Source organism: Brevundimonas sp. NPDC007368, assembly GCF_042869015.1.
Taxonomy (GTDB): Bacteria; Pseudomonadota; Alphaproteobacteria; order Caulobacterales; family Caulobacteraceae; genus Brevundimonas.
Map to the genome: position 1 here is coordinate 267,396 of NZ_JBIAFA010000003.1, position 21,033 is coordinate 288,428.

The 21,033-nt window shown below is 67.4% G+C and carries 20 protein-coding genes; 5 read left to right on the plus strand and 15 right to left on the minus strand.

The window, feature by feature from the left end; all coding sequences use genetic code 11:
• Positions 1–3: 3 nt before the first annotated feature.
• From ACFYLW_RS07915 to guaB, 8 genes are all read right to left on the minus strand, one after another.
• A complete protein-coding gene (locus ACFYLW_RS07915) occupies positions 4–3,156 on the minus strand; it encodes a TonB-dependent receptor (protein WP_312063234.1) in 3,153 nt (1,050 codons plus the stop codon).
• A 97-nt stretch (positions 3,157–3,253) separates the two neighbouring features.
• On the minus strand, positions 3,254–4,219 hold the full coding sequence (locus ACFYLW_RS07920) for a FecR domain-containing protein (RefSeq protein ID WP_312063233.1): 966 nt from the start codon (positions 4,217–4,219) through the stop codon (positions 3,254–3,256).
• Positions 4,212–4,718 (minus strand): sigma-70 family RNA polymerase sigma factor, encoded by a 507-nt coding sequence (locus ACFYLW_RS07925; RefSeq protein ID WP_312063231.1) that lies wholly within the window; start codon positions 4,716–4,718, stop codon positions 4,212–4,214. Before ACFYLW_RS07925 ends, ACFYLW_RS07920 begins: the two co-directional genes overlap by 8 nt.
• A gap of 348 nt (positions 4,719–5,066) precedes the next feature.
• Positions 5,067–6,629, minus strand: a complete 1,563-nt coding sequence (gene guaA / locus ACFYLW_RS07930) for a glutamine-hydrolyzing GMP synthase (RefSeq protein ID WP_312063229.1) — start codon at positions 6,627–6,629, stop codon at positions 5,067–5,069.
• Positions 6,626–7,360, minus strand: coding sequence for a 5'-methylthioadenosine/S-adenosylhomocysteine nucleosidase (locus ACFYLW_RS07935; RefSeq protein WP_312063228.1), 735 nt, complete (start codon positions 7,358–7,360; stop codon positions 6,626–6,628). The genes guaA and ACFYLW_RS07935 overlap by 4 nt, the downstream gene beginning before the upstream one ends.
• Entirely contained in the window at positions 7,357–8,787 is a 1,431-nt protein-coding gene (locus ACFYLW_RS07940; RefSeq protein WP_312063226.1) for an RsmB/NOP family class I SAM-dependent RNA methyltransferase, read from the minus strand. The genes ACFYLW_RS07935 and ACFYLW_RS07940 overlap by 4 nt, the downstream gene beginning before the upstream one ends.
• Before the next feature lie 12 nt (positions 8,788–8,799).
• Complete coding sequence (locus ACFYLW_RS07945; protein WP_292083229.1) at positions 8,800–9,192, minus strand: MAPEG family protein; 393 nt, start codon at positions 9,190–9,192, stop codon at positions 8,800–8,802.
• A 67-nt stretch (positions 9,193–9,259) separates the two neighbouring features.
• A complete protein-coding gene (gene guaB, locus ACFYLW_RS07950; RefSeq protein WP_312063224.1) occupies positions 9,260–10,717 on the minus strand; it encodes an IMP dehydrogenase in 1,458 nt (485 codons plus the stop codon).
• 129 nt (positions 10,718–10,846) lie between these two features.
• Between guaB and ACFYLW_RS07955 the strand changes: the two genes are divergently transcribed.
• Positions 10,847–11,404, plus strand: a complete 558-nt coding sequence (locus tag ACFYLW_RS07955; protein ID WP_313471969.1) for a DUF2061 domain-containing protein — start codon at positions 10,847–10,849, stop codon at positions 11,402–11,404.
• Positions 11,405–11,428: 24 nt separating this feature from the next.
• Here the strand turns inward: ACFYLW_RS07955 and ACFYLW_RS07960 are convergent, their stop codons facing one another.
• Both ACFYLW_RS07960 and ACFYLW_RS07965 read right to left on the minus strand, forming a co-directional pair.
• Positions 11,429–12,457 (minus strand): hypothetical protein, encoded by a 1,029-nt coding sequence (locus ACFYLW_RS07960; RefSeq protein ID WP_312063221.1) that lies wholly within the window; start codon positions 12,455–12,457, stop codon positions 11,429–11,431.
• 69 nt (positions 12,458–12,526) lie between these two features.
• Positions 12,527–13,249: an RlmE family RNA methyltransferase gene (locus tag ACFYLW_RS07965; RefSeq protein WP_312063220.1), complete on the minus strand. Its 723-nt coding sequence runs from the start codon at positions 13,247–13,249 to the stop codon at positions 12,527–12,529.
• Between the two features lie 79 nt (positions 13,250–13,328).
• Between ACFYLW_RS07965 and ACFYLW_RS07970 the strand changes: the two genes are divergently transcribed.
• Entirely contained in the window at positions 13,329–13,793 is a 465-nt protein-coding gene (locus ACFYLW_RS07970) for a peptidylprolyl isomerase (protein ID WP_292083234.1), read from the plus strand.
• A gap of 133 nt (positions 13,794–13,926) precedes the next feature.
• On the opposite strand, the gene ACFYLW_RS07975 is transcribed toward ACFYLW_RS07970, so the two are convergent.
• From ACFYLW_RS07975 to ACFYLW_RS07985, 3 genes are all read right to left on the minus strand, one after another.
• Positions 13,927–14,478 carry a hypothetical protein gene (locus ACFYLW_RS07975; RefSeq protein ID WP_312063217.1) on the minus strand — a complete coding sequence of 184 codons (552 nt, stop codon included), beginning with the start codon at positions 14,476–14,478 and terminating at the stop codon, positions 13,927–13,929.
• A gap of 11 nt (positions 14,479–14,489) precedes the next feature.
• Positions 14,490–15,113: an isoprenylcysteine carboxylmethyltransferase family protein gene (locus ACFYLW_RS07980; RefSeq protein WP_312063216.1), complete on the minus strand. Its 624-nt coding sequence runs from the start codon at positions 15,111–15,113 to the stop codon at positions 14,490–14,492.
• A 93-nt stretch (positions 15,114–15,206) separates the two neighbouring features.
• Positions 15,207–16,169: a M28 family peptidase gene (locus tag ACFYLW_RS07985; RefSeq protein ID WP_312063214.1), complete on the minus strand. Its 963-nt coding sequence runs from the start codon at positions 16,167–16,169 to the stop codon at positions 15,207–15,209.
• 141 nt (positions 16,170–16,310) lie between these two features.
• Between ACFYLW_RS07985 and ligA the strand changes: the two genes are divergently transcribed.
• From ligA to ACFYLW_RS08000, 3 genes are all read left to right on the plus strand, one after another.
• Complete coding sequence (gene ligA, locus ACFYLW_RS07990; protein ID WP_312063212.1) at positions 16,311–18,629, plus strand: NAD-dependent DNA ligase LigA; 2,319 nt, start codon at positions 16,311–16,313, stop codon at positions 18,627–18,629.
• A 14-nt stretch (positions 18,630–18,643) separates the two neighbouring features.
• Entirely contained in the window at positions 18,644–19,255 is a 612-nt protein-coding gene (locus tag ACFYLW_RS07995) for a 3'-5' exonuclease (protein WP_312063211.1), read from the plus strand.
• A 295-nt stretch (positions 19,256–19,550) separates the two neighbouring features.
• Positions 19,551–19,973: a DUF2147 domain-containing protein gene (locus ACFYLW_RS08000; protein ID WP_292083240.1), complete on the plus strand. Its 423-nt coding sequence runs from the start codon at positions 19,551–19,553 to the stop codon at positions 19,971–19,973.
• Between the two features lie 4 nt (positions 19,974–19,977).
• On the opposite strand, the gene ACFYLW_RS08005 is transcribed toward ACFYLW_RS08000, so the two are convergent.
• Both ACFYLW_RS08005 and ACFYLW_RS08010 read right to left on the minus strand, forming a co-directional pair.
• A complete protein-coding gene (locus ACFYLW_RS08005; protein WP_312063209.1) occupies positions 19,978–20,670 on the minus strand; it encodes an LrgB family protein in 693 nt (230 codons plus the stop codon).
• Positions 20,667–21,029, minus strand: coding sequence for a CidA/LrgA family protein (locus ACFYLW_RS08010; RefSeq protein ID WP_390182952.1), 363 nt, complete (start codon positions 21,027–21,029; stop codon positions 20,667–20,669). Before ACFYLW_RS08010 ends, ACFYLW_RS08005 begins: the two co-directional genes overlap by 4 nt.
• Positions 21,030–21,033: the final 4 nt, after the last annotated feature.

Below are 21,033 nucleotides of genomic sequence, written 5' to 3' on the forward strand. Positions count from 1 at the left end.
CGATCAGAAGACGTAGGTCAGGCCGACCGAGATCGACCGCCCGTTCTTGATATAGGCGCGGCTGGAGCCGGTGCTGGCCCCGGCCGTGTACCAGTAGGTGTGGTTGTCGAAGAGGTTCTGAACCTGCAGCGACGCCGTCGCCCCATCCCACAGCTTGCGCCGCACGTTCAGGTCCACGAACTCGTAGTCCTGTTCATAGGGGTTGTTGCCGAAGTCCTGGATGCCTTCGAGGAATTCCGACTGGTAGCTGTAGGCGGCATAGGCCTCCCAGCCGTCGCGCGCCCAGAAGATCTGGACGTTGGCGACCGCCTCGGGCGTCTCCATCAGCGGCAGGGTGTAACCCTCGGGGTGCCAGGAAATGCCGGTCTCGGCCTCGGACTTCTGCAGCGTCAGGTTCACGCTGGCGCCGAGCGCCGACAGCGGGCCGGGCAGCCAGTGGAAGACCTGCTGGGCGCTCATCTCGACGCCGTAAACCCGCGCCCACTTGCCGTTGTTCGGCATGGAGACCGTCACGCCGTCCGGGCCCACGTTCACGCCCGACGTCCCGTCGCGAATGTTCGACGACGAGGAGCGATACAGGAAGTTCTCGATGTCCTTGTAGAACAGCCCCAGCGAGTAGGCGCCCGTGTCGCCGTTGTAGCGTTCGACCGACAGGTCGTAGTTGACCGCCTTCATCGGCTTCAGGTCCGGGTTGCCCTGCTCGATGGCGACCAGGACCCATTCGCTCTTCGGGTTCACCTTGCCGTCGCCGTCCGGGTCGCTGTCGTAGCCGTACTCGCGCGCCGAGGACATGCGGGCGATGTCCGGACGGGCGAAGCTGGTCCAAACGGCGGCGCGGACCTTGGTCCGGTCGTCCAGGTCATAGTTCAGGTGGATCGACGGCAGGACGTTGACGAAGTCGCTCTTGTCCGTGGCGAAGTGCGCGCCCTGAACCTCGTCGAGGATATAGGCGTCGATCTCGTTGTTGGTGCTCTCGACGCGAACGCCGCCGAGGATCTGCGCCTGGCCGAACCGGGCCGTGGCCATCAGGTAGCCGGCGAAGATATCCTCCTTGAAGGTGAAGCTGTCCTCGCCGCTCAGTTCGGCGTTGCCGGGGTCGGTGGCGAAGCCGTCGAAGAAGTCGCTCTTGCCTTCCATGGCGCGCTGCAGCTCAGCCAGCATGGCGTCGTTGTCGATGACCGTGCCCAGGCGATAGAGGCCCGAATACTCGCCGTCGAACAGGCTGGTGACCTCCTTGCCATAGAAGCGCGAGAAGTCGGCCAGGGTGCCGCTGGCGTCGAGGTCCATGAACTCGCCGCTATAGGTCGAGCGCTTCGAGCTGTAGTATTTGCCGCCTGCCTTGACGGCCTCCAGCCAGGCAGAGACCGGACGCCATTCGACGTTGAACTGGCCCTGCCACAGCTCCTCCTGCGCGCCGCCGATCTCGCCGGACAGACCGCTGAAGTCATACTGGCCGTTGTCGTGGATCGCCGCCATGCCGGCGTCGTTCAGCACCCATTTCGGGAAGCGGCTGTCGCCGAAGTTGGTGACGTTGACGCCCTTGTTGCCCAGCCAGCCGTACTTGTCGCTGCGGAACTCCATCTCATAGCTGTCGTCGGTGTTGTCCTCCGACTTGGCGTAGGAGACATCGTAATCGACCGTGAAGTCGCCCACGCGGCTGACGCCGCCCAGGTTCAGCGACATCACCGTGCCGGTCTCACGCGAGCCTTCCCAGAAGCGCCGCAGACGGAAGCCCTGCGGGTCCCAGGTCCCCGAAGCGCCGTCCAGGGTGTAGTAAGAACGCGTTGAACGGTCGGCGTCGGTGATGCGGCCGTCCTTGTCCCGGTCCACGATCTGGGCCGTGGTGTAGCTGTAGATTCGCCCCAGCTTGGCGTCCGTGCCGATCACGGCGTCGTCGGGACGCAGCAGACCGGTCATGCTCTTGTCGACCTGACTCAGGCGGGTCGAGTTCCGGCTCGTGTCGTTGCGGAAGTTCAAGCGGTTGCCGAACTCGTCCTTGGTGTACTCGTTGAACTGGCCCCGCAGGTGAAAGTCGTGGTCAACGCCGCGATAGTCGAGGCTGGCGTTCAGGCCGTGACGTTCAACCTCGGTCTCGCCGAAGCCCAGGTTCATGCCCCGCATGACGAAGGTATCGGTGTCCCAGCCCATGGTCTCGCTGTCGGCGTACCAGACCGGCGGCTGGTTATCGCCATCCACGCCGTTCTGCTCGAACTGGGACTTGCGGCGCGACCAGCTGCCGGTGACGAACAGGCCCCAGTTGTCGTTGAACTGGCGTCCGAACGAGCCGGAGACTTCGCCCGACTTCTCGTCGTCGAACTTGTCCAGCATGCCCGCTGAAGCCGACACGACGCCATAGACCGGGTCATGATCAAACGCGGTCGGTGTGCGGATGTCGATGGTGCCGCCCAGGGCGTCGCCGTCGCGGTCCGGCGTCAGGCTCTTGATGACGGTGATCGAGTCGATGCCTTCGGGCGGCAGAAAGCTGAGACGCACGCCGCGATAGAAGTTGTCGCCCGGCGAACCGGCGCCGCCCATGCGAACGCCGTTCATGGTGTAGTTGTTCAGTTCGGTCGACAGGCCGCGAATGGTGATGCGGTCACCCTCGCCCGTCGTGTGGTTGCGCACGGCGTTGACGCCGGGCAGGCGCGACAGGGACTCGGCCACATTGTTGGCCGGCAGGTCGCCCATGTCGTCGGCGCTGATGACGTCCGAGATGAAGTCTGCCTTGCGCTTGGCGTCCAGCGAACGACGCAGGCCCGCCGCGTAGCCCACCACCTGCACGTCCTCGACTTCAAAGGCGTCCGGCGCGGCGACGGCGGCCTCGGCCGACTGACGCACCAGGGTCAGAACCCCCCGCACCTCGCGCGCTTCGACGCCCGATCCGGCGATCATGCGACGCAGGGCCTCACGCGGCGCCATGGCGCCGGAAACGGCGTTGGAGGTCCGCCCGCGCGTCAGCGCCGGGTCAAAGAGAATCTGCAGCCCCGTGTCGCGCGACAGGGTCTGCAGCGCCCGCCCCAGATCCTGGGCCGGGATGGAAACGGCGACGCGCGCCTCGGCGCTGCTGCTCGCCTGCCACGCATGAGCGGGCGCGGCGACGGACGCCAGAACGGCGACTGCGGCCGCCGTGAGGAGGCCGGTCTTGTGGATACGCATTCGATAAATCCCCTGCGATCGAACATGATCGTTACGGGGTTAGACGGCGGCCGACGACGTCCTGACACCTGTCACGAAAACTTGCCCTAAAGGTCGCCTAACCTTCTGAAATTTCGAATTGATCCGCACCCTGACGGGTCAGCTTGAAACCATGCAGCCGCACCATGGCGGCCAGGGCGTTCTCCGGCTGATCCGCCGAGAAGCGTCCACTGATCAAGGCCCGTTCGACCGGGGCGCCGACCAGCCTGACCTTGACCCCCGTCGCGCGTTCAAGATCCTCGACCACGCTCGCCATGCTGGCCTCGTTGAACTCCAGCCAGCCCTTGGCCCAGGACGGCACGTCGGTTTCCGCTTCCGGCCGGATCAGGCTGGTGCGCTCGACCACGCCGCCGGACACCGTCGCCCTTTGGCCCGCCTGAACCATCATCGTCATGCCGCGCGCGGACCTGACCTTGACGACCCCCTCGAAAACCACGACCTCGACCGCCTTGCCGTCAGGCGTCTGGCGTTGATCGACATTAAAGCGGGTGCCGACAGCGGTGACGCGCACCCCGTCCACCTCGACCGAGAAGGGTCGGCTCTCGTCGGGGGCGACTTCGAAAAAACCCTCGCCCTTCAGGCGCAGCAGGCGTTCCTGCGCGCCGAGGTCCACGCGCACCTGGCTCTGACCGTTCAGTCGGATCGCCGATCCGTCCGCCAGGGCGATGGGCTGAGACGCGCCGGGCGTCCCCGTGATCAGGTCGCCGCGCGGCGCCAGAACGCCGCCGATCAGCACCATCACCCCAACCCCGGCCGCCAGGCCTGCGCCCGCAAACGCCCCTTGCGGCGACAGCCGGAGCCGGGTCCGACCCCGCCGCGCCCTTGCCGCGCGCTGCGTCGCCCAGATGACGGCGGCGTCTTCGATCAAGGCTTCATGTCGGCGCAGCAGGTCGGCGCGATCAGGCCGACCCTGCAGCCATTGCTCCAAGGCGGCCTGCTGCTGCGGTGACCAGGCCTTGTCGCGTCGCGCATCCGCCCACAACGCGGCCTCGCGATCGTCCTTCGGTTTGAATGTCCTAGACATGGCGGCCCTCCGCCGTCCGGCGCAACGTCTGTGCCGCGCGGCTGTAATGCTTCTGCACCGCCTCGATCGACAGCCTCAGGTCGCGCGCAATCGTCTCGTAGGACTCCTCGCCGGCCCGACGGCGCACGAAGACCTCGCGCCGCAGGGGCGGCATAGCCTCCAGAGCCCTCTGGCACAACTGCAGCCGCTCGCGCATGTCCAGCGCCTCCAGCGGCGTCGCGCCGCTGTCGACCGGAAGATCCGCTTCTTCAAGATCGACGATCTGCAAGTGGGCGATGCGTCGGGCGTGATCGACCAGAATGTTACGCGCCGCGCGCATGGCGTAGGACAAGGGGTCGGTGATCAGAGTCTCGCGTGCCCGCGCCAGGACGCGCATGATCGCCTCCTGCGCCACGTCCTCGGCGTCCCCTGCCGTTGCCGAGCGTCGTCGAACATAGGCCAACAGGACGCGATTCTGCGCCGCCAGCGTCCGCCCCACCTCCTGTTCATGACTGATCACACGCGACGCCCCCTGACGGAGCGTGGCTATAGGGATCAGTCGTGTCAGCGACGATGAAGTTTGGTGTCCGTTTAAAGTCAGCACGCCACCACTTTAATGACTAGCCGACGCCCCCATCTTTGGTCCGATAGAAGCAGGACCAATCTGGCATCGCTCCTGAGAGCGGACCTTACCAAGGTCAGCCAAGGGTCAGAAGTTGACCTTCATAACGAGCCGCATAGAGCCAAACGCGTCCCTAAATCTACTACCGCAGACTTGCGGGATCGCGCTCGTTGAAGTCGACGACTAAAGTCCCTCTGCTATAAACGAAACCACCCCGCCAGAGGCCGCAGCCGTATGCGTGGCCCCTCACTCCCACTCGATGGTGCCGGGTGGCTTCGACGTCACATCGTAAACGACGCGGTTCACACCGCGGACCTCGTTGATGATGCGCGTGGCGGTCTTGCCCAGGATGTCCCAGGGGAACTGGTAGAAGTCGGCGGTCATGCCGTCGGTCGAGGTGACGGCGCGCAGGGCCAGGACCTTTTCATAGGTCCGGGCGTCGCCCATGACGCCGACCGTCTTGACCGGCAGCAGGACGGCGAAGGCCTGCCAGATGTCGTCGTAGAGACCGGCCTTGCGGATTTCTTCCAGATAGATGGCGTCCGCGTCCTGCAGGGTGGCGACGGCTTCGGGCGTGATCTCGCCGGGGATGCGGATGGCCAGGCCCGGCCCCGGGAAGGGGTGGCGGCCGACGAAGGCGTCGGTCAAGCCCAGTTCGCGGCCCAGGGCGCGGACCTCGTCCTTGAACAGTTCGCGCAGCGGCTCGACCAGCTTCAGCTTCATGAAGTCCGGCAGGCCGCCGACATTGTGGTGGCTCTTGATGACGGCCGAGGGACCGCCGGAGGCCGAGACGCTCTCGATCACGTCGGGATAGAGGGTGCCTTGGGCCAGGAACTCGGCGCCTTCAATCTTGGCGGCCTCACGGTCGAAGATCTCGATGAAGACGCGGCCGATAGTCTTGCGCTTAGTCTCCGGGTCGGAAATCCCGGCCAGCTCGCCGAGGAATTCCTTCGACGCATCAACATGCACCAGCGGGATGTTATAGTGCTCTCGGAACAGTTCCGTGACCTGCTTGGCCTCGTCCTTGCGCAGCAGGCCGGTGTCCACGAAGACGCAGGTCAGCTGATCGCCGATGGCTTCGTGGATCAGGACGGCGGCGACGGAGCTGTCGACACCGCCCGACAGGCCGCAGACCACCTTGGCCGAGCCGACCTGCTCGCGGATCTTGGCGATCTGCTCGTCGCGATAGGCGGCCATGGTCCAGTCGCCGGTCAGGCCGGCGATGCCGTGGGTGAAGTTCTTCAGGATCACGGCGCCGCGCGGGGTGTGCATCACCTCAGGGTGGAACTGCACGCCGTAGATCTTGCGCTCCTCATTGGCGATGGCGGCGTAAGGCGCGCCTTCCGAGGTGGCGATGACGTGGAAGCCTTCGGGGATGGCGGTGACGCGGTCGCCGTGGCTCATCCACACCGTCTCGCGGTGATCGACGGCGCCGATACCGGCGAACAGCGGGCTTTCACGCGTGATGACGATCTCGGCACGGCCGAACTCGCGATGGTGGCCGCTCTCGACCTTGCCGCCCAGTTCGGCGCAGATGGTCTGTTCGCCGTAGCAGATGCCCAGCACCGGCACCCCGGCCTCGAACAGGGCGTGGTCAGCCTTGGGGCTGTCGGCGTCGGTCGTCGAGTTGGGGCCGCCCGACAGGATGATGGCCTTGGGCGAAACCGCCTTCAGCGCCTCGCCCGCCTTGTTGAACGGATGGATCTCGCAATAGACGCCGGCTTCGCGCAGGCGACGCGCGATCAACTGGGTCACCTGACTGCCGAAATCGACGATCAGGACGGCTTCATGCGTGTGGGGCGCGGTCATGAGGGCTCAGAATCCGAAGCGGGCGTTGATGGGGCGGGTTCTTGACGGGTGAAGACGTCGGGATCAAGTCGCGATGCGGGAACATCGGCCAAGGCGGCCAGACCCTGCGTCGTCAGCACCTCGGCCAGACGGTCCCAGGCCTCGGCCAGGTTGGCGTCGACCAGATGCAGGGTGGAGGTCCAGTCCTCCAGTTTGGTCAGCTCGCTCTTGCCGTCGCTGACGCCGCGAAGCGCCACCAGGGGCACGCCGAAGGTCTGGGCGACGCGCAGCAGGGCGAAGGTCTCCATGTCCACCATATCGGCGTTGATGGCGTCATAGGCGGGGCCGGAGACGACGTTGGCGCCGGTCGACAGGGTCGCGGTCGGCACGCCGGGGATGGGGCAAGACAGAGGCAGGACGGCGGGCAGGTCGAGCAGAGGCGTCCTGCCCTTCTCGAACCCCAGAGGGCTGGCGTCCATGTCGCGATAGCTGACGGACGAGGCCTGATAGACCGCCGCATGCTCCAGATCGCGCGATCCGCACGAGCCCAGCGAGACGATCAGGTCCGGCAGGGCGTCTTCGGCCTCCAGCCGCGTCAGGGCGGCGGTCAGGGCGATGGCCCCCTCGACCGGACCGATGCCGGTCATCAGCGGCGTGATCCGCGCCTGCAGGGCCGCGCCGTATTCAGCCGGCGCCGCCATGACGGGCAGGACCGTCAGGCCGTAGATGTCCTCCGACCGTCCGTCGCTCATGCCGTGCGCTCATAGACGGCGGCGAAGAAGCCGTCGGTGCCGGTCGAGGCGGGCGACAGGCGCAGGCGATGACCGCCCTCGGCCAGTTGCCCCAGACGCTCGCGCGCCGCATCGGTCAGGTTCGCCGCCTTCAGGGCCTCGGCCACAGGGACCGGGCTGAAGGCGGGATTGTTCTCCTCGAAGGCGTCGGCCGTGGCCTCGTTCTCGCCGCGCAGCATGGAGCAGGTGACGAAGACCAGACGCCCGCCCGGCTTCACCAGTTCGGCGGCCCGGCCCAGGATCTGGACCTGCAGGGCGTGCAGGCGCTCGACCTCTTCCGGCTTCAAACGCCAGGCGTCCTCGGGACGACGACGCCAGGTGCCCGAGCCGCTGCACGGCGCATCGACCAGAACCACGTCGGCCTGACGCACCAGATCCTCGACCCCGCCGCCGTTCTGACCCAGCAGGCGCAGGTCGGCGGCGACGCCGGCGCGGGCCAGACGCGGACGAATATTGTCCAGACGCTTCTGCACCACGTCATAGGCGAACAGCCGGATGCCCATCTCGGCGACCGGCTTGATCTTGGGCTTGGCCTGGACCACGGCCCCCTGCCCGTCCCCGCCGACCGGCGACCAGACGGCGACCGGAGCGGCAGGCGCCTCGGCCACGGCGGCCTGAGCGGCGACCGGCTGCCCCAGCATCGCCAGACCCAGGGTCTTGCCGCCGCCGCCGGCGCAATAGTCGACGACGGTCATGCCGGGCTCGACGCCCGTCAGCCAGCAGGCGACCTGACTGCCTTCGTCCTGAATTTCGATATGGCCCTGCTTGAAGGCCTCCAGCGCCTGAACGTTCGGCGGCGGCTCGGCCGACAGACGCAGGCCCGCGGCCGACCAGGGCGTGCGCTCGGGCGACAGACCGGCCTTGACCAGTTCCGCTTCGACGCCTTCGACCGTGGTTTTCGCCAGGTTTACGCGCAGGTCGATGGGCGCGCGCGGCGCCATCAGCTCGTGGGCCTCCTCGGTCCAACGGTCGCCGAAGGTGGTCTTGAAGTCCTCGACCACGAACTCGGGCAGGCCGGCGGCGACCCAGCCGGGCAATTCGCCCGGCCCGGCCGTGATGCGGCCGCGCTCCTGCTTCGACAGCGGGCGCGGGCCGAAGCCCTCGCCCGAGTGCAGCAGTTCGATCTCGTCGAGCGGCAGGCCGTCGATCAGCGACAGCGAGCCGATGACCAGGGCGCGACCGTCTTCACGCCCGCCCATGGCCCAGACCAGACGCCCACGGGCGCGGATGACCTTGTAAACGCGGTCGGCGATGGCGCGACGATCCTTGGACCCCGCATAGCGGTTGGCGGCGCCCCAGGCCTTCAACACCACCTCGGCCGGCTGGCGGCTGTGGGCGATGCTGTCGAGGACGGAGGCGGCGGCGGCGAGGCGGGCTGCAGGGGTCAATCGGGTCTCGGATCAGATGAAAAGGGCCGCCAGGATCATGATCAGTCCCGCGAGCGAGACCAGCCAGACCAGCGACCGGATGTAGGGCACGCCAAGGGCGTAAAGCGGAACATAGGCGACGCGCGCCCAGAAATAGAGGGCGACGCCCCACAGGGTCAGGGCGCTCTCCGCGCCCGTGACGTGGGCGATCAGGACAGCGCCGATGAACAGCGGCAGGGTCTCATAGAGGTTCGACTGGGCTCTTTCGAGGCGACCGACGACAGGGTTTTGCGAAACAGGCGTCTGATCGCGAGCGCCGGCGTTCCACTTGGAGCCGAACTCCATCGTCCGCGCCCCGGCGGGCAGAAAAATCTGCACCAGGGCCAGGACCAGCGTCGCCGCCAGATAGGTCAGTTCAGTCGTCACGTTCCAGCCCTCCGCATCCAGTCAAAACGAAACCGCTCCCGATCCGAAGATCGGGAGCGGATCAGGATCAGCCCTGACGATAGTTCGGCGCCTCGCGCGTGATCATCACATCGTGGACATGGCTTTCGCGCAGGCCCGCATTGGTGATGCGCACGAAGCGGGCGCGTTCCTGGAAGTCCTTGATGGTCGCGCCGCCGACGTAGCCCATGGAGGCGCGCAGACCGCCGACCATCTGGTGGATGACGGGTGCGATCGGCCCCTTGTAGGCGGTCTGGCCCTCGATGCCTTCCGGCACCAGCTTCTCGGACGAGACTTCCTTCTGGAAGTAGCGGTCCGCCGAGCCCGCGCCCATGGCGCCGACCGAGCCCATGCCGCGATACGACTTGTAGCTGCGGCCCTGGTACAGGAAAACCTCGCCCGGCGATTCATCCGTCCCGGCGAACATCGAGCCCATCATGGCGACGCTGGCGCCGGCCGCGATGGCCTTGGCCATGTCGCCCGAATACTTGATGCCGCCGTCGGCGATGACCGTGGCGCCCGTGCCCTTGGCGGCGCGAGCGGCATCCATGATGGCCGTCAGCTGCGGCACGCCCACGCCCGCCACGATGCGGGTGGTGCAGATCGAGCCCGGGCCGATGCCGACCTTCACGGCGTCAGCGCCCGCGTCGATCAGGGCGCGGGTAGCGTCATAGGTGGCGACGTTGCCGGCGATGATCTGCAGGCGGTTGTTCTCGCGTTTGATGCGCTCGACCACCTGGGCCACCGAGGCCGAGTGGCCGTGGGCGGTGTCGATCACCACCACGTCGGCGCCGGCTTCGGCCAGGGCCATGGCGCGCTCGTAACCGGCGTCGCCGACGGTCGAGGCGGCGCCGACCAGCAGGCGACCCTGCTCGTCCTTGGCGGCGTTCGGGAAGGCCTGGGCCTTCTCGATGTCCTTCATGGTGATCAGGCCGACCGCGCGATAGTCCTCGTCGACGACGATGACCCGTTCGATCTTGCGGGTGCGCAGCAGGTTCCACGCCTCTTCACGACCGGCGCCTTCGCGCACGGTGATCAGGTCGCCGGTGGTCATCAGGGCCGAGGCCTTGATCGACGGATCGCCTTCGAAGCGCATGTCGCGGTTGGTCAGCATGCCGACCAGCTTGCCTGTCGCCGGATCGACCACCGGGAAGCCGGTGATCTTCTTGGCGGCGACGATCTGGCGAACCTCGCCCAGGGTCGTGTCGGGCGAGACGGTCACCGGGTTGATGACCATGCCGCTTTCATAGCGCTTGACGGTGCGGACCTGCTCGGCCTGCTCCTCGATGGTCATATTGCGGTGAAGCACGCCCAGACCGCCGGCCTGGGCCATGGCGATCGCCAGACGGCTTTCGGTCACCGTGTCCATGGCGGACGACAGCAGCGGGATGTTCAGTTTGATGCTGCGCGTCAGCTGGGTCGAGACATCCGCCATCGCTGGCATGATCTCGGAAGCGCCGGGTTCGAGCAAAACATCGTCGAAGGTGAGGCCTTCGCGTATCTCCATGGGGGAGTCTCCGTTTTGCGGGCCGCGTATAACGCCCCATGCCGGGGAACCGCAACCCCAAGACGGACCTATGGACAGGATAAGAGGAATTGCCTTGCGCTTCGGCGCGTCCAGACCCACATTCTGCGAATGGTTCGCATATTGATCAGCACGGCCCGTCGTCTCGCGCTCAAGATCGCGAGCTATGGCGTCATGCACCTGATCGTCGCGATTCTGGTGGCCTTCGCCCTGACCCGCGACTGGCGCATCGCCCTGGCGGTCGGGGTGGCCGAACCGATCGTTCAGACCCTGGCCTATTCGATCCACGACCGCGTCTGGCATCGCATCGAGCAGCGCCGAGTGCTCTCGGGCTTCGAGGAGACCGCCGAGGCCGTCACCGCCCGCCTCGAGTTGATGAACGCCCACGAGCAGAACCGCGCCCACAACCACCACGGCTGTCACGGCCACAGCCACGCCCTGCCCCGCAGCCTGAAGCAGGTGGCGTTGAAGACCGTGACCTATGGCGTCATGCACTTCACCGTGGCGGTCCTGGTCGCCTTCGCCCTGACCCGCGACTGGCGCATCGCCCTGGCCATCGGCACGGTCGAGCCTCTGGTTCAGACGGTCTTCTTCACCCTGCACGACCGTATCTGGACCCGGATCGAGGCAAACAAGGCCCGTCGGGCGGCGGAAGCGGCGACCGCCTGATCATCCGCAGCGTCCGGCCTCGGCTCAAGGATAGAGGTAGCCCGTATCGGTGCAGCCCGGGCGATGCCCGCCTGCCCGTGCCGACCGATCCACGCACATCGCCGCCAGAAGGCCCAGGCCGCCGGCAGCCCCGCCGTCGGCCAGCCACACCACCCGCCCGTCGCGCAGACCGACCAAGGCGGCGGCGTTCATGCGCGCCAGGTTGTTGTTGGCGTCCGCCCCCATGTCGATCGACAGCACCTCATAGGTCGGGTCTTCGGCATCGACATAGCGACGCACGCCGGAATTCTCGGCCGCGAACCGGGCGCCGCCGCCCGGGACGACCTTCCCCAAGCTCATTCGCGCGAACAGGGCCGAACCCCGGACCTGAGCCTCGCGTCGCTGCTCGTTCAGGGCCGGCAGACGCCAGGCGAAAGGCAGCAGGGTCAGACCTTGCAGCATACCCGTCGTATCCGCCCTGGGTTCCGCCAAGATGATCGGCGCTGTCCGGCAGGCACGCTTCACCACGGCCCCGGCGGGGGCCGCAAGATCAGGACGCCGCTCCAGAAAGCCGTCCAGGTCCGACAACGGCAGCCGACCGGGCGCGACGGACTGCCAGGGATCACGACCCTCCAGCATCAGTCGTCTGGTGTAACGTTCGGCGCTTTCGCCCCCGACGCGCGGCGGCTGCGCGCGCATCGGCGGATTGAGAACTTCGACCACCCGGCCCTCGCGCGCGACCACATAGACGGCGGCCGTGCGCGGATAGGCCCCGGCCCAGGCGTTCGGTCCATAGAGTTGAACAGGATCGTCGGCCCGTTCGGGCGGAACCAGTCGGACGTCGCAGACCTCGCCTTGCGGCGCGATCGGCGTCAATGCCTGCACCGGATAGACATCAACCCGCCCATGCGGTCCGGTCATGCTGATGGCCGGCGCCGGATCGCGCGTCGCCCCCAGCCGTCTGGCCGCATCGGATACGCTCAACCCGTGCAGATCAGCGACAGGCACAGCCGAAGCCGCCGGCCCGTTCGCGGCGCCCGTCAAGATCACGGCGGCAATCACATGGGCGATCATGTCCGGCTCCGTCCCGTCGCGGCGACGCGACGGCGGCTAGAAGATCACGACGGAACGGAAAGGCAAAGCCTACCGCTTGTTGAGCGCCACCAGAAAGACCTCGGCGCTGCCCTTGCGGCTCGATTCCGGCTTCACGTACTTCACCGTCTCGAACTCTTCGCGCAGACGCGCCAGCACGCCCCCGGCGTCGCCGCCCTGGAAGTTCTTGGACACGAAATTCCCGCCCGGCTTCAGCGTGCGGATGGCGAAGTCGGCGGCGATCTCGATCAGGGCGATGATCTTCAGGTGGTCCGTCTGGCGGTGGCCCACGGTGTTGTGCGCCATGTCCGACAGGACCAGGTCCGGCCGTCCGCCGATGGCGTCGACCAGTTGCTGGTCCACGCCGGGATGGGTGAAGTCGGCCTGGATCAGCGTCGCGCCGGGAATCGGCTCGATCATCAGCAGGTCCACGCCCGCCACCGCCGCCGCGCCGCGATCCAGCGCCACCTGCACCCAACCGCCCGGCGCCGCGCCCAGGTCGATGACCCGCGAGCCCTTCTTGATCAGGCGGAAGCGGTCGTCGATCTCGATCAGCTTGAAGGCCGCACGGCTGCGCCAGCCCTCGGCGCGCGCACGCTCGGACCACTTGTCCGACAGCTGGCGCTTGATCCAGGCCTGGCTGGAGAGGGTCTTCTTGTCGGCGGTCTTGATCTTCTGGCCCATGCCGCGCCCGGCGGCGGTGCCGCCCGTAGGCGGGCGCACCATCCGGCGGCGTTCCGGCGGCTTCTCGAGGGGCTTTTCGTCGTCAGTCATGCTTCCCACATAGCCGTGACAGCGTTCAGCCGCTATGACCCGCGCACAATTCTAGTCCGCACACCCCAAGGAGAGCCTCATGGCCGACCAAACCCTGACCTTCACCCTCGATACCGGCGACGGCGAAGAGCGCAACGTCGTGATCAAGCTGCGCCCCGACCTGGCGCCGAACCACGTCAAGCAGATCACCGACCTGGCCTCGGAAGGCTTCTACGACGGCGTGGTCTTCCACCGCGTGATCCCGGGCTTCATGGCCCAGGGCGGCGACCCGACCGGCACCGGCACCTCGGGCTCCAAGAAGCCGAACCTGAAGCAGGAGTTCTCGGCTGAACCGCACGTGCGCGGCGTCTGCTCGATGGCCCGCACCGCCAACCCGGACAGCGCCAACTCGCAGTTCTTCATCTGCTTCGACGACGCCCGCTTCCTGGACAAGCAGTACACCGTCTGGGGCGAGGTGATCGAGGGCATGGAACACGTCGATGCCCTGCCCAAGGGCGAGCCGCCCCGTGCTCCGGGCAAGATCGTCAAGGCGACCGTCGCCTAAGGCATTCTCCTCCCCATTCATGGGGAGGGGGACCACGAAGTGGTGGAGGGGCTGCGACGCTTGCAGCGGCCCCTCCGTCTCATCGGCTACGCCGCTGAGCCACCTCCCCATTGCATGGGGAGGACAAGGGGGATCAGTCCCCCGCCCACCACCGCATCGACACGTTATTGAAGGTCCGGTTTCCGACCTTGAGCGTCCCCGTCAGGACGACGCCCTGATCTCCCAGATTGCGCCGCGCCGTCGCCAGCGCGCCCTGGTCGAGCCTTCCATCGAACGACACCGCGCCCAGGCCGCCTGACAGGGCCTGCACCCGCACACGGCTCTCGGTCACGTCATAGGCGGCCGGAATCAGCCGCAGCCGACGCCGGTTGCCGCTTTCCAGCGGCGGCCCGACCATGTCCTCGAACTCGATCATCACCGGCGCAAAGCCTGCGGGCCGCTCGCCGCCCTGCCAGGCGATGAAGTCCGGGACCTGCCCCATGAAGACATGATGCAGCCGCCAATTGTCGATCCGCACCTCTTCGGTCGGCAGATAGTAGCCGGACACGTCCTCGGGCAGGTCATGCTTGAAAGCCGCCGACTTGGACGCCGCCGGAGCCTCCGGCGACTGCGCCGCTCGATCGCAGGCCGTCAGCGCCAGCAGTCCTGTCAGGGCCGCAACAGCGGCGAAACGCGTTTTCTTCACGAAGCCTCGGCTCACGGCAGATGGATCAGGGCGGCCAGCCAGCCGATGTTCTGCAGCTTCTCGACCGACTCGAACAGCGGCGCCGCCAGCAGGAAGACCAGACCGTCGCGCAGGGTCGTCAGGAAGAAGCGCGGCCGCACGTCCAGCGACTCGGCGTCGCGCCACTTGGAAAAGTCCGGGCCGAAGCGCGGCGTCCGCGCGCAATAGTCCAGATAGGTCTGGCCAAAGGCGCCCGTCAGCCAGGCCTCCTCGCGCTTCACCGTGAAGTAGAAGACGGCGAAAGTCAGCAGCAGGAACAGGGTCGCCAGGGTCACGCTGCCCGTCTGTGCGCCCACCCCGAACGCGCCCATGAAGCTGAAGACATAGAGAGGGTTGCGGCTGATCGAATAGGGCCCGCGATCCACGATCTCGGCCTTCTTGCGACCGCCGATATAGAGCGAGCACCAGGCTCGCCCGACGATGCAGACCGCGATCAGCGCCAGGCCGAAGGCCTCCAGCCCCTCATGCAGCGCCGTCTCGCCGCCCATCGACTGCGTGAAGAAGGCCAGGGCCACCACGCCGAGGATGCCGACCAGCAGCGCCAGCTTGCGCAGCTTCTGCACCCGTTGAAGATCAAAACCCTGAACCGCCGACATCTGTATTTCCTCGACTGATGAGGGTGCGACAGAACGCCGCTCCGAAGGCGGTTTCAAGGCCTATGTTTGCAAGCGTTTCGCGCTCGCAAAACTTCACTGATCCAGCCACTGATCCAGCGCGCGGAAGCCTTCGATCGCCAGTTCGGTCGAGGACTGGAAGGTGGCGGGAACCACCTTTTCGAAGTCGTCGCTCGGGCGGTGATAATCGGGGTGATAGTTCACGCCGAAATAGAGGAAGGGCAGACCCGCGCGGTGGAAGGCGGCGTGGTCGGACGCCTCGACCCAGTTGTCGGCGCCCTTGTCCTCCGGGGTGTCCTTGCCGAAGGCGAGCGATACGGTCCCGCGCGGTGCGATGCGTTCCAGCAGCGGGCGGAAGTAGGGATGCTGATAGGTGCCCGTGACCCACAGCTTGCCGTCGCTGTCGGCGCGCGCCGTCATGTCGAAGTTCAGGTTCATCGAGATCGACGACAGCGGCACCGGCGGCGCCTCGACAAAATGCTTGGCCCCCAGCAGGCTGCGCTCCTCGCCGTCCAGGGCGACGATCAGGACGGAGTGCTCCGGCGGGTTGGCCTTCAGCCGCTTGGCCAGCTCCAGCATGGTCGCCACGCCCGAGGCGTTGTCGTCGGCGCCGTTGTAGATCTCGCCGTTGTTGACCCCGACGTGGTCGTAGTGGGCGGTCACCACGATGTACTTGTCCGACACGCGCGTGCCGGGAATGACGCCGATGATATTGGTCCCGTTGAAGGTCTTCACGCCCTCGCGCGTGCGGCCCTGCATTTCCCACGGCTGCAGCCGCCCCATCGGCGACGGCTGAACGCCCAGGGCCTCCAACCGCGCTACGATGTATTCGCGCGCCTTGGCCCCGCCTTCCGAGCCCGTGTCGCGGCCCTGCATGTCGTCCGCCGACAGGATGCGCAGATCGTCCATCAGTTGAGTGTAGTCAGCGGCGGTCGCCGCGACGGGCGCCGTCGCAGCCGCCTCGGGCGTCATGGTCTCACAGCCGGCCAGCGTCAGGGCGGCGGCGATGGCGGTCAGGCTGGCGGGAACAGGACGCATGGAGGGCTCCGGGAAATCAGTCGGCGCGACGCTAGCGGGCCAAGCTTGTCGCGTCAGATTACGTTTCTGTCATGGACGCTGCGATCCCGCCGCCGCCGGTGCTAAACAGCGCGACTGATGAAGGCTGACCGCGCGATTCCCATGTCCGAAACTCCCGTCGAAACCCTGACCGAAGACCAGGCCCGCGAGGAGTTGGCGCATCTGTCGGCCGAACTGGCCCGCCACGACGCCCTCTACTACGCCGACGCGGCGCCCGAGATTTCCGACGCCGACTACGACGAGCTGAAGCGCCGCGCCCTGGCCATCGAGGCCGCCTTCCCGTCCCTGACCAGCCCCGTCTCGCCGTCGCAGCGGGTCGGCGCCCCCGTCTCGGCGCAGTTCGCCGAGGTCCGACACGGCGTGCCCATGCTGTCGCTGGACAACGCCTTTGACGAGGGCGAGGTGCGCGACTTCGTGGCCCGCATCGCCCGTTTCCTGAAACTGCCGGGCGACGAGCCCATCGCCTTCGTCGCCGAGCCCAAGATCGACGGCCTGTCCGCCAGCTTGCGCTATGAAAAGGGCGTTCTGGTCCAGGGCGCCACGCGCGGCGACGGCAAGACCGGCGAAGACGTGACCGCCAACCTGCGCACGCTCAAGAGCATCCCCCAGACCCTGACCGGCTCGGGCTGGCCCGACGTCATCGAGATCCGGGGCGAGGTCTACGCCCCCAACGACGCCTTCGACGCCTTCAACGCCGCCGCCGAGGCGGAAGGCCGCCGCACCTACGCCAACCCGCGCAACTTCGCCGCCGGTTCACTGCGCCAGAAGGACCCGAAGATCACGGCCAAGCGCCCCCTGACCTTCTTCGCCTACGCCTGGGGCGAGACCTCGGCCCCGTTCGCGGAGACGCAACACGGCGCGCTTGAGGCCTTCCGCAGCTGGGGCTTTCAGGTCAACCAACGTTCGCAGCAGGTCATCGGCGCGGAAGGGTTGATCGGCGTCTATCGCGGGCTGGAAACCGACCGCAGCGGCCTCGGCTACGACATCGACGGCGTAGTCTACAAGGTCGACCGGCTGGACTGGCAGCAGCGCCTCGGCTTCATCGCCAGAAGCCCCCGCTGGGCCATCGCCCACAAGTTCCCGGCACAACAGGCCACGACCGTTCTGGAAGGCATCGACATCCAGGTCGGCCGCACCGGCTCTCTGACCCCCGTCGCCCGCCTGCACCCCGTCACCGTCGGCGGCGTCGTGGTCCGCAACGCCACCCTGCACAACGAAGACGAGATCGCCCGCAAGGACGTGCGCATCGGCGACACCGTCATCCTGCAACGCGCCGGCGACGTCATCCCCCAGATCGTCGGCGTGGTCGAAAACCTGCGCCCCGCAGACGCCGTCCCCTTCGCCTTCCCCCACGTCTGCCCCGTCTGCGGATCGGAGGCCGTGCGCGAGGGCGACGAGGTCAAACGCCGCTGCACCGGCGGCCTGATCTGCGACGCCCAGATCGTCGAACGGTTAAAGCATTTTGTCAGTCGCCGCGCCTTCGACATTGAAGGACTTGGAGAAAAGCAGCTGATCGCCTTCCACGCGCGCGGCTGGATCAAGGAGCCGGCGGACATCTTCCGCCTCGCCCGCGACGAGGAAAAACTGGCCCTGCTGCGGGCCGAGGACGGCTATGGCGAGACCAGCGTCCGCAACCTGATCGCCGGGATCAACGCCCGGCGCACCATCAGCCTGGACCGCCTGATCTTCGGCCTCGGCGTGCCCGACATCGGCGAGCAGACCTCGTTGGTCCTGTCGCGCGCCTTCGGCAGCTGGACCGCCTTCCGCGACGCCTGCATGGCCGCCGCCGAGGGTCTGGCCAGCGACGACTGGAAAGCTCTGGCCGCCACCCACGCCATCTCGACACGCGTGCTGACCCTGATGGCCGAGGCGAACCCGCCCGCCGACGATCCCTGGCCCGAGGCGCCCATGGATCAGAAGATCGCCCTCGCCTTCCCCGGCATGGCCGCCCCCGCCCGCCGCTCGCTGGCAGAAATCTCCAGCAACTGGACCGATCTGACCGGGTGGGCCGCCGTGGCCCGCACCGAAGGCCCATCCGAGATCCTGAACCAGATCGCGGGCGTCTCCGGCGTCGGCCCCGTCGCCGCCGAGGCCCTGGCCCACTTCTTCCACGAGCCGCACAACCAGGCCGTCATGGACGCCCTGCTGGGCGAACTGGATGCGGTCGAGGACGTGGCCGCCCCCACCACCGACAGCCCCGTGGCGGGCAAGACCGTGGTCTTCACCGGCTCGCTGGAACGCTTCACCCGCGACGAGGCCAAGGCCCGCGCCGAAAGCCTGGGGGCCAAGGTCTCGGGGTCGGTGTCGAAAAAGACCGACTACGTCGTCGCCGGCCCCGGCGCCGGGTCCAAGCTGAAGGACGCCGAGAAACACGGCGTCACCGTCCTGACCGAGGACGAGTGGCTTGCCCTCATTGCCTGAATGATGATCGCCTGATGCACGCCGTCGCCATCGACTTCGAAACCGCCAACGAGCAGCGCTCCAGCCCCTGCTCCATCGGCCTCGCCTGGATCAACGACGGCGTCATCGAGTCCGTCGAGCACCACTACATCCGCCCGCCCGGCATGCGCTTCGCCAGCTTCAATATCGCCTTCCACGGCATCGGCCCGGAGCAGGTCGAGGACGCCGAAGAGTTCCCCGCCGTCCTGGCCGCCATCGCCCCGCGCCTCGAGGGTCGCACCGTCCTGGCCCACAACGCCGCCTTCGACGTCAGCGTCATTCGCGGGACCTGCGACCACTACGGCCTGACCTATCCCGAGTTCGACTACCTCTGCACAGTCAAGCTGGCGCAGATCACCTGGCCGGAGTTCGCCTCGCACAAGCTGAACAACGTCTGCGCCGAACTGGGCATCCAGTTCAAACACCACGACGCCGCCGAGGACGCCTTCGCCTGCGCCTCGGTGGCGCTGGAGACGCTGCGCACGCATCAGGCGACCTGCGCCGCCTCCCTCGCCAGCGCGACGGGCATCAGCCTCGGACGGCTGCACACTGGCGGCTACAGCCCCTGCTCCTCGGCCGGATCGCGCCCGCGCCGTCCGCGCAGCTGACTTTTCCTCCCCACTCTGTGGGGAGGGGACCGCGCAGCGGTGGAGGGGCTAGAGCGGCCGAAACAAGCAGCCCCTCCGTCTCGTCGGCTACGCCGCCGACCCACCTCCCCATGAGATGGGGAGGAAAACGCCATCCAAATCCACCGCTTAGTCGCTCACCACGCCCAAACATTGACCTAAGGTCATGTAATCGTTGAGTGAAGTTCACAAATTCGGGCCTTGTTTCGAACCGAAACCGGGATCACCCTTTATCGACAAGGATCGGCCCAACGATCCGTCTGAAGGAATACGCCCGATGAAGTTCACCGTTCTGGCGGCCGCCGCCGTTTTCGCCGCAGCCCTCGCCTCTCCGGCTCTGGCGGGCGATCCGACCGGCCTGTGGCAGACCCCGACCAATGGCGGTCAGGTCCGCATCGCCCGCTGCGGTCAGGCCCTGTGCGGCACGCTCGTCACCTCGGACCACATCCGACGCGAACCCAACGCCCGCGACGAGCACAACAAGGACGCCAGCCAGCGCAATCGCACCCTGCGCGGCCTGCCCATGCTCAGCGGCTTCACTGGCGGCCCGTCCGAATGGCGCGGCGGCTCGGTCTATAATCCGGCCGACGGCGGCACCTATCGCGGCACCATCACCATGACCGGCGACAACAGCCTGCGCCTGCGCGGCTGCATCGTCGCCCCTCTGTGCAAGACCCAGACCTGGACCCGCATCCAATAGGCCCTCAGACGACGGCGGCCACAATGGACAGGATGGTCGCCGTCGCCACCGCGTTCAGCGCCATGCCGAGGCTGGCGAAGGCGCCCGCCGTCTGATCCACCTGAAAGGCCCGCGCCGCGCCGAAGCCGTGCGCCGACACACCGACCGCGAAGCCCCGCGCCCGGTAGTCCGTGATCTTCAACAGATTCAGCAGCGGCGTCGCCGTCATCGCTCCGATCACGCCCGACATCAGCACGATCACCGCCGCCAAGGCCGGGATGCCGCCCAACTGAGAGGCCACCGCCATGCCGACCGGCGTCGTCGTGGCGCGCGGGGCGATGGAGGCCATGATCTCGGCCGGCGCGCCGAACAGCCAGACGATGCCCACGGCGCTGACAATGGCCGTCACAGCCCCCGCCAGCAGGGCGCAGGTCAGCGGCTTGGCCAGCCGCCGGATCGTCGCCCGCTGCGCCCAGATCGGCACGGCCAACCCCACCACCGCCGGCCCCAGCAGGAAGCCCAAAACCTGGGTCGCCCCGGCATAGGTCGCATAGGGCGTCTTCGTCGCCAGCAGGACGCCGATCAGCACCGGCGTCGCCAGCAAGACCGGATGGCACAGCGGATGCCTCCCGCTGCGCCGCGACAGCACGTCCGCCGCCTCGAACACCACCAGCGTCAGCGCCAGACACAACAGGGGCGTCGCGATCAAATCGCTCACGACGCGCCCTCTTCGTTCTCCGGCTGTCGTCCCGCAACGGCGCGAAACACCAGGGCCGTCACCGCCAGCGTCAGCAGGGTCGAGACCACCACCGCCACAAGGATGCCGAGGCCGTAGCGCGACAGGATCGCCCCCTCCTCCATCAGGCCGACAGCGGCGGGCACGAACATGATCGACAGATGCGCCGTCAGCCAGCCCGTCACCTGGGTCAGCGTCAGCCGCTCGCGCGGAACCAGCGCCAGCCAGGCCAGTAGCAGCACCATGCCGATCACCGACCCCGGCAGAGGCAGGCCCGTCAGCCGGTGGACTGCCTCGCCCGCCAGTTGGCAGACGAGCAGCAGGGCGATGGCGCCGATCATCGGA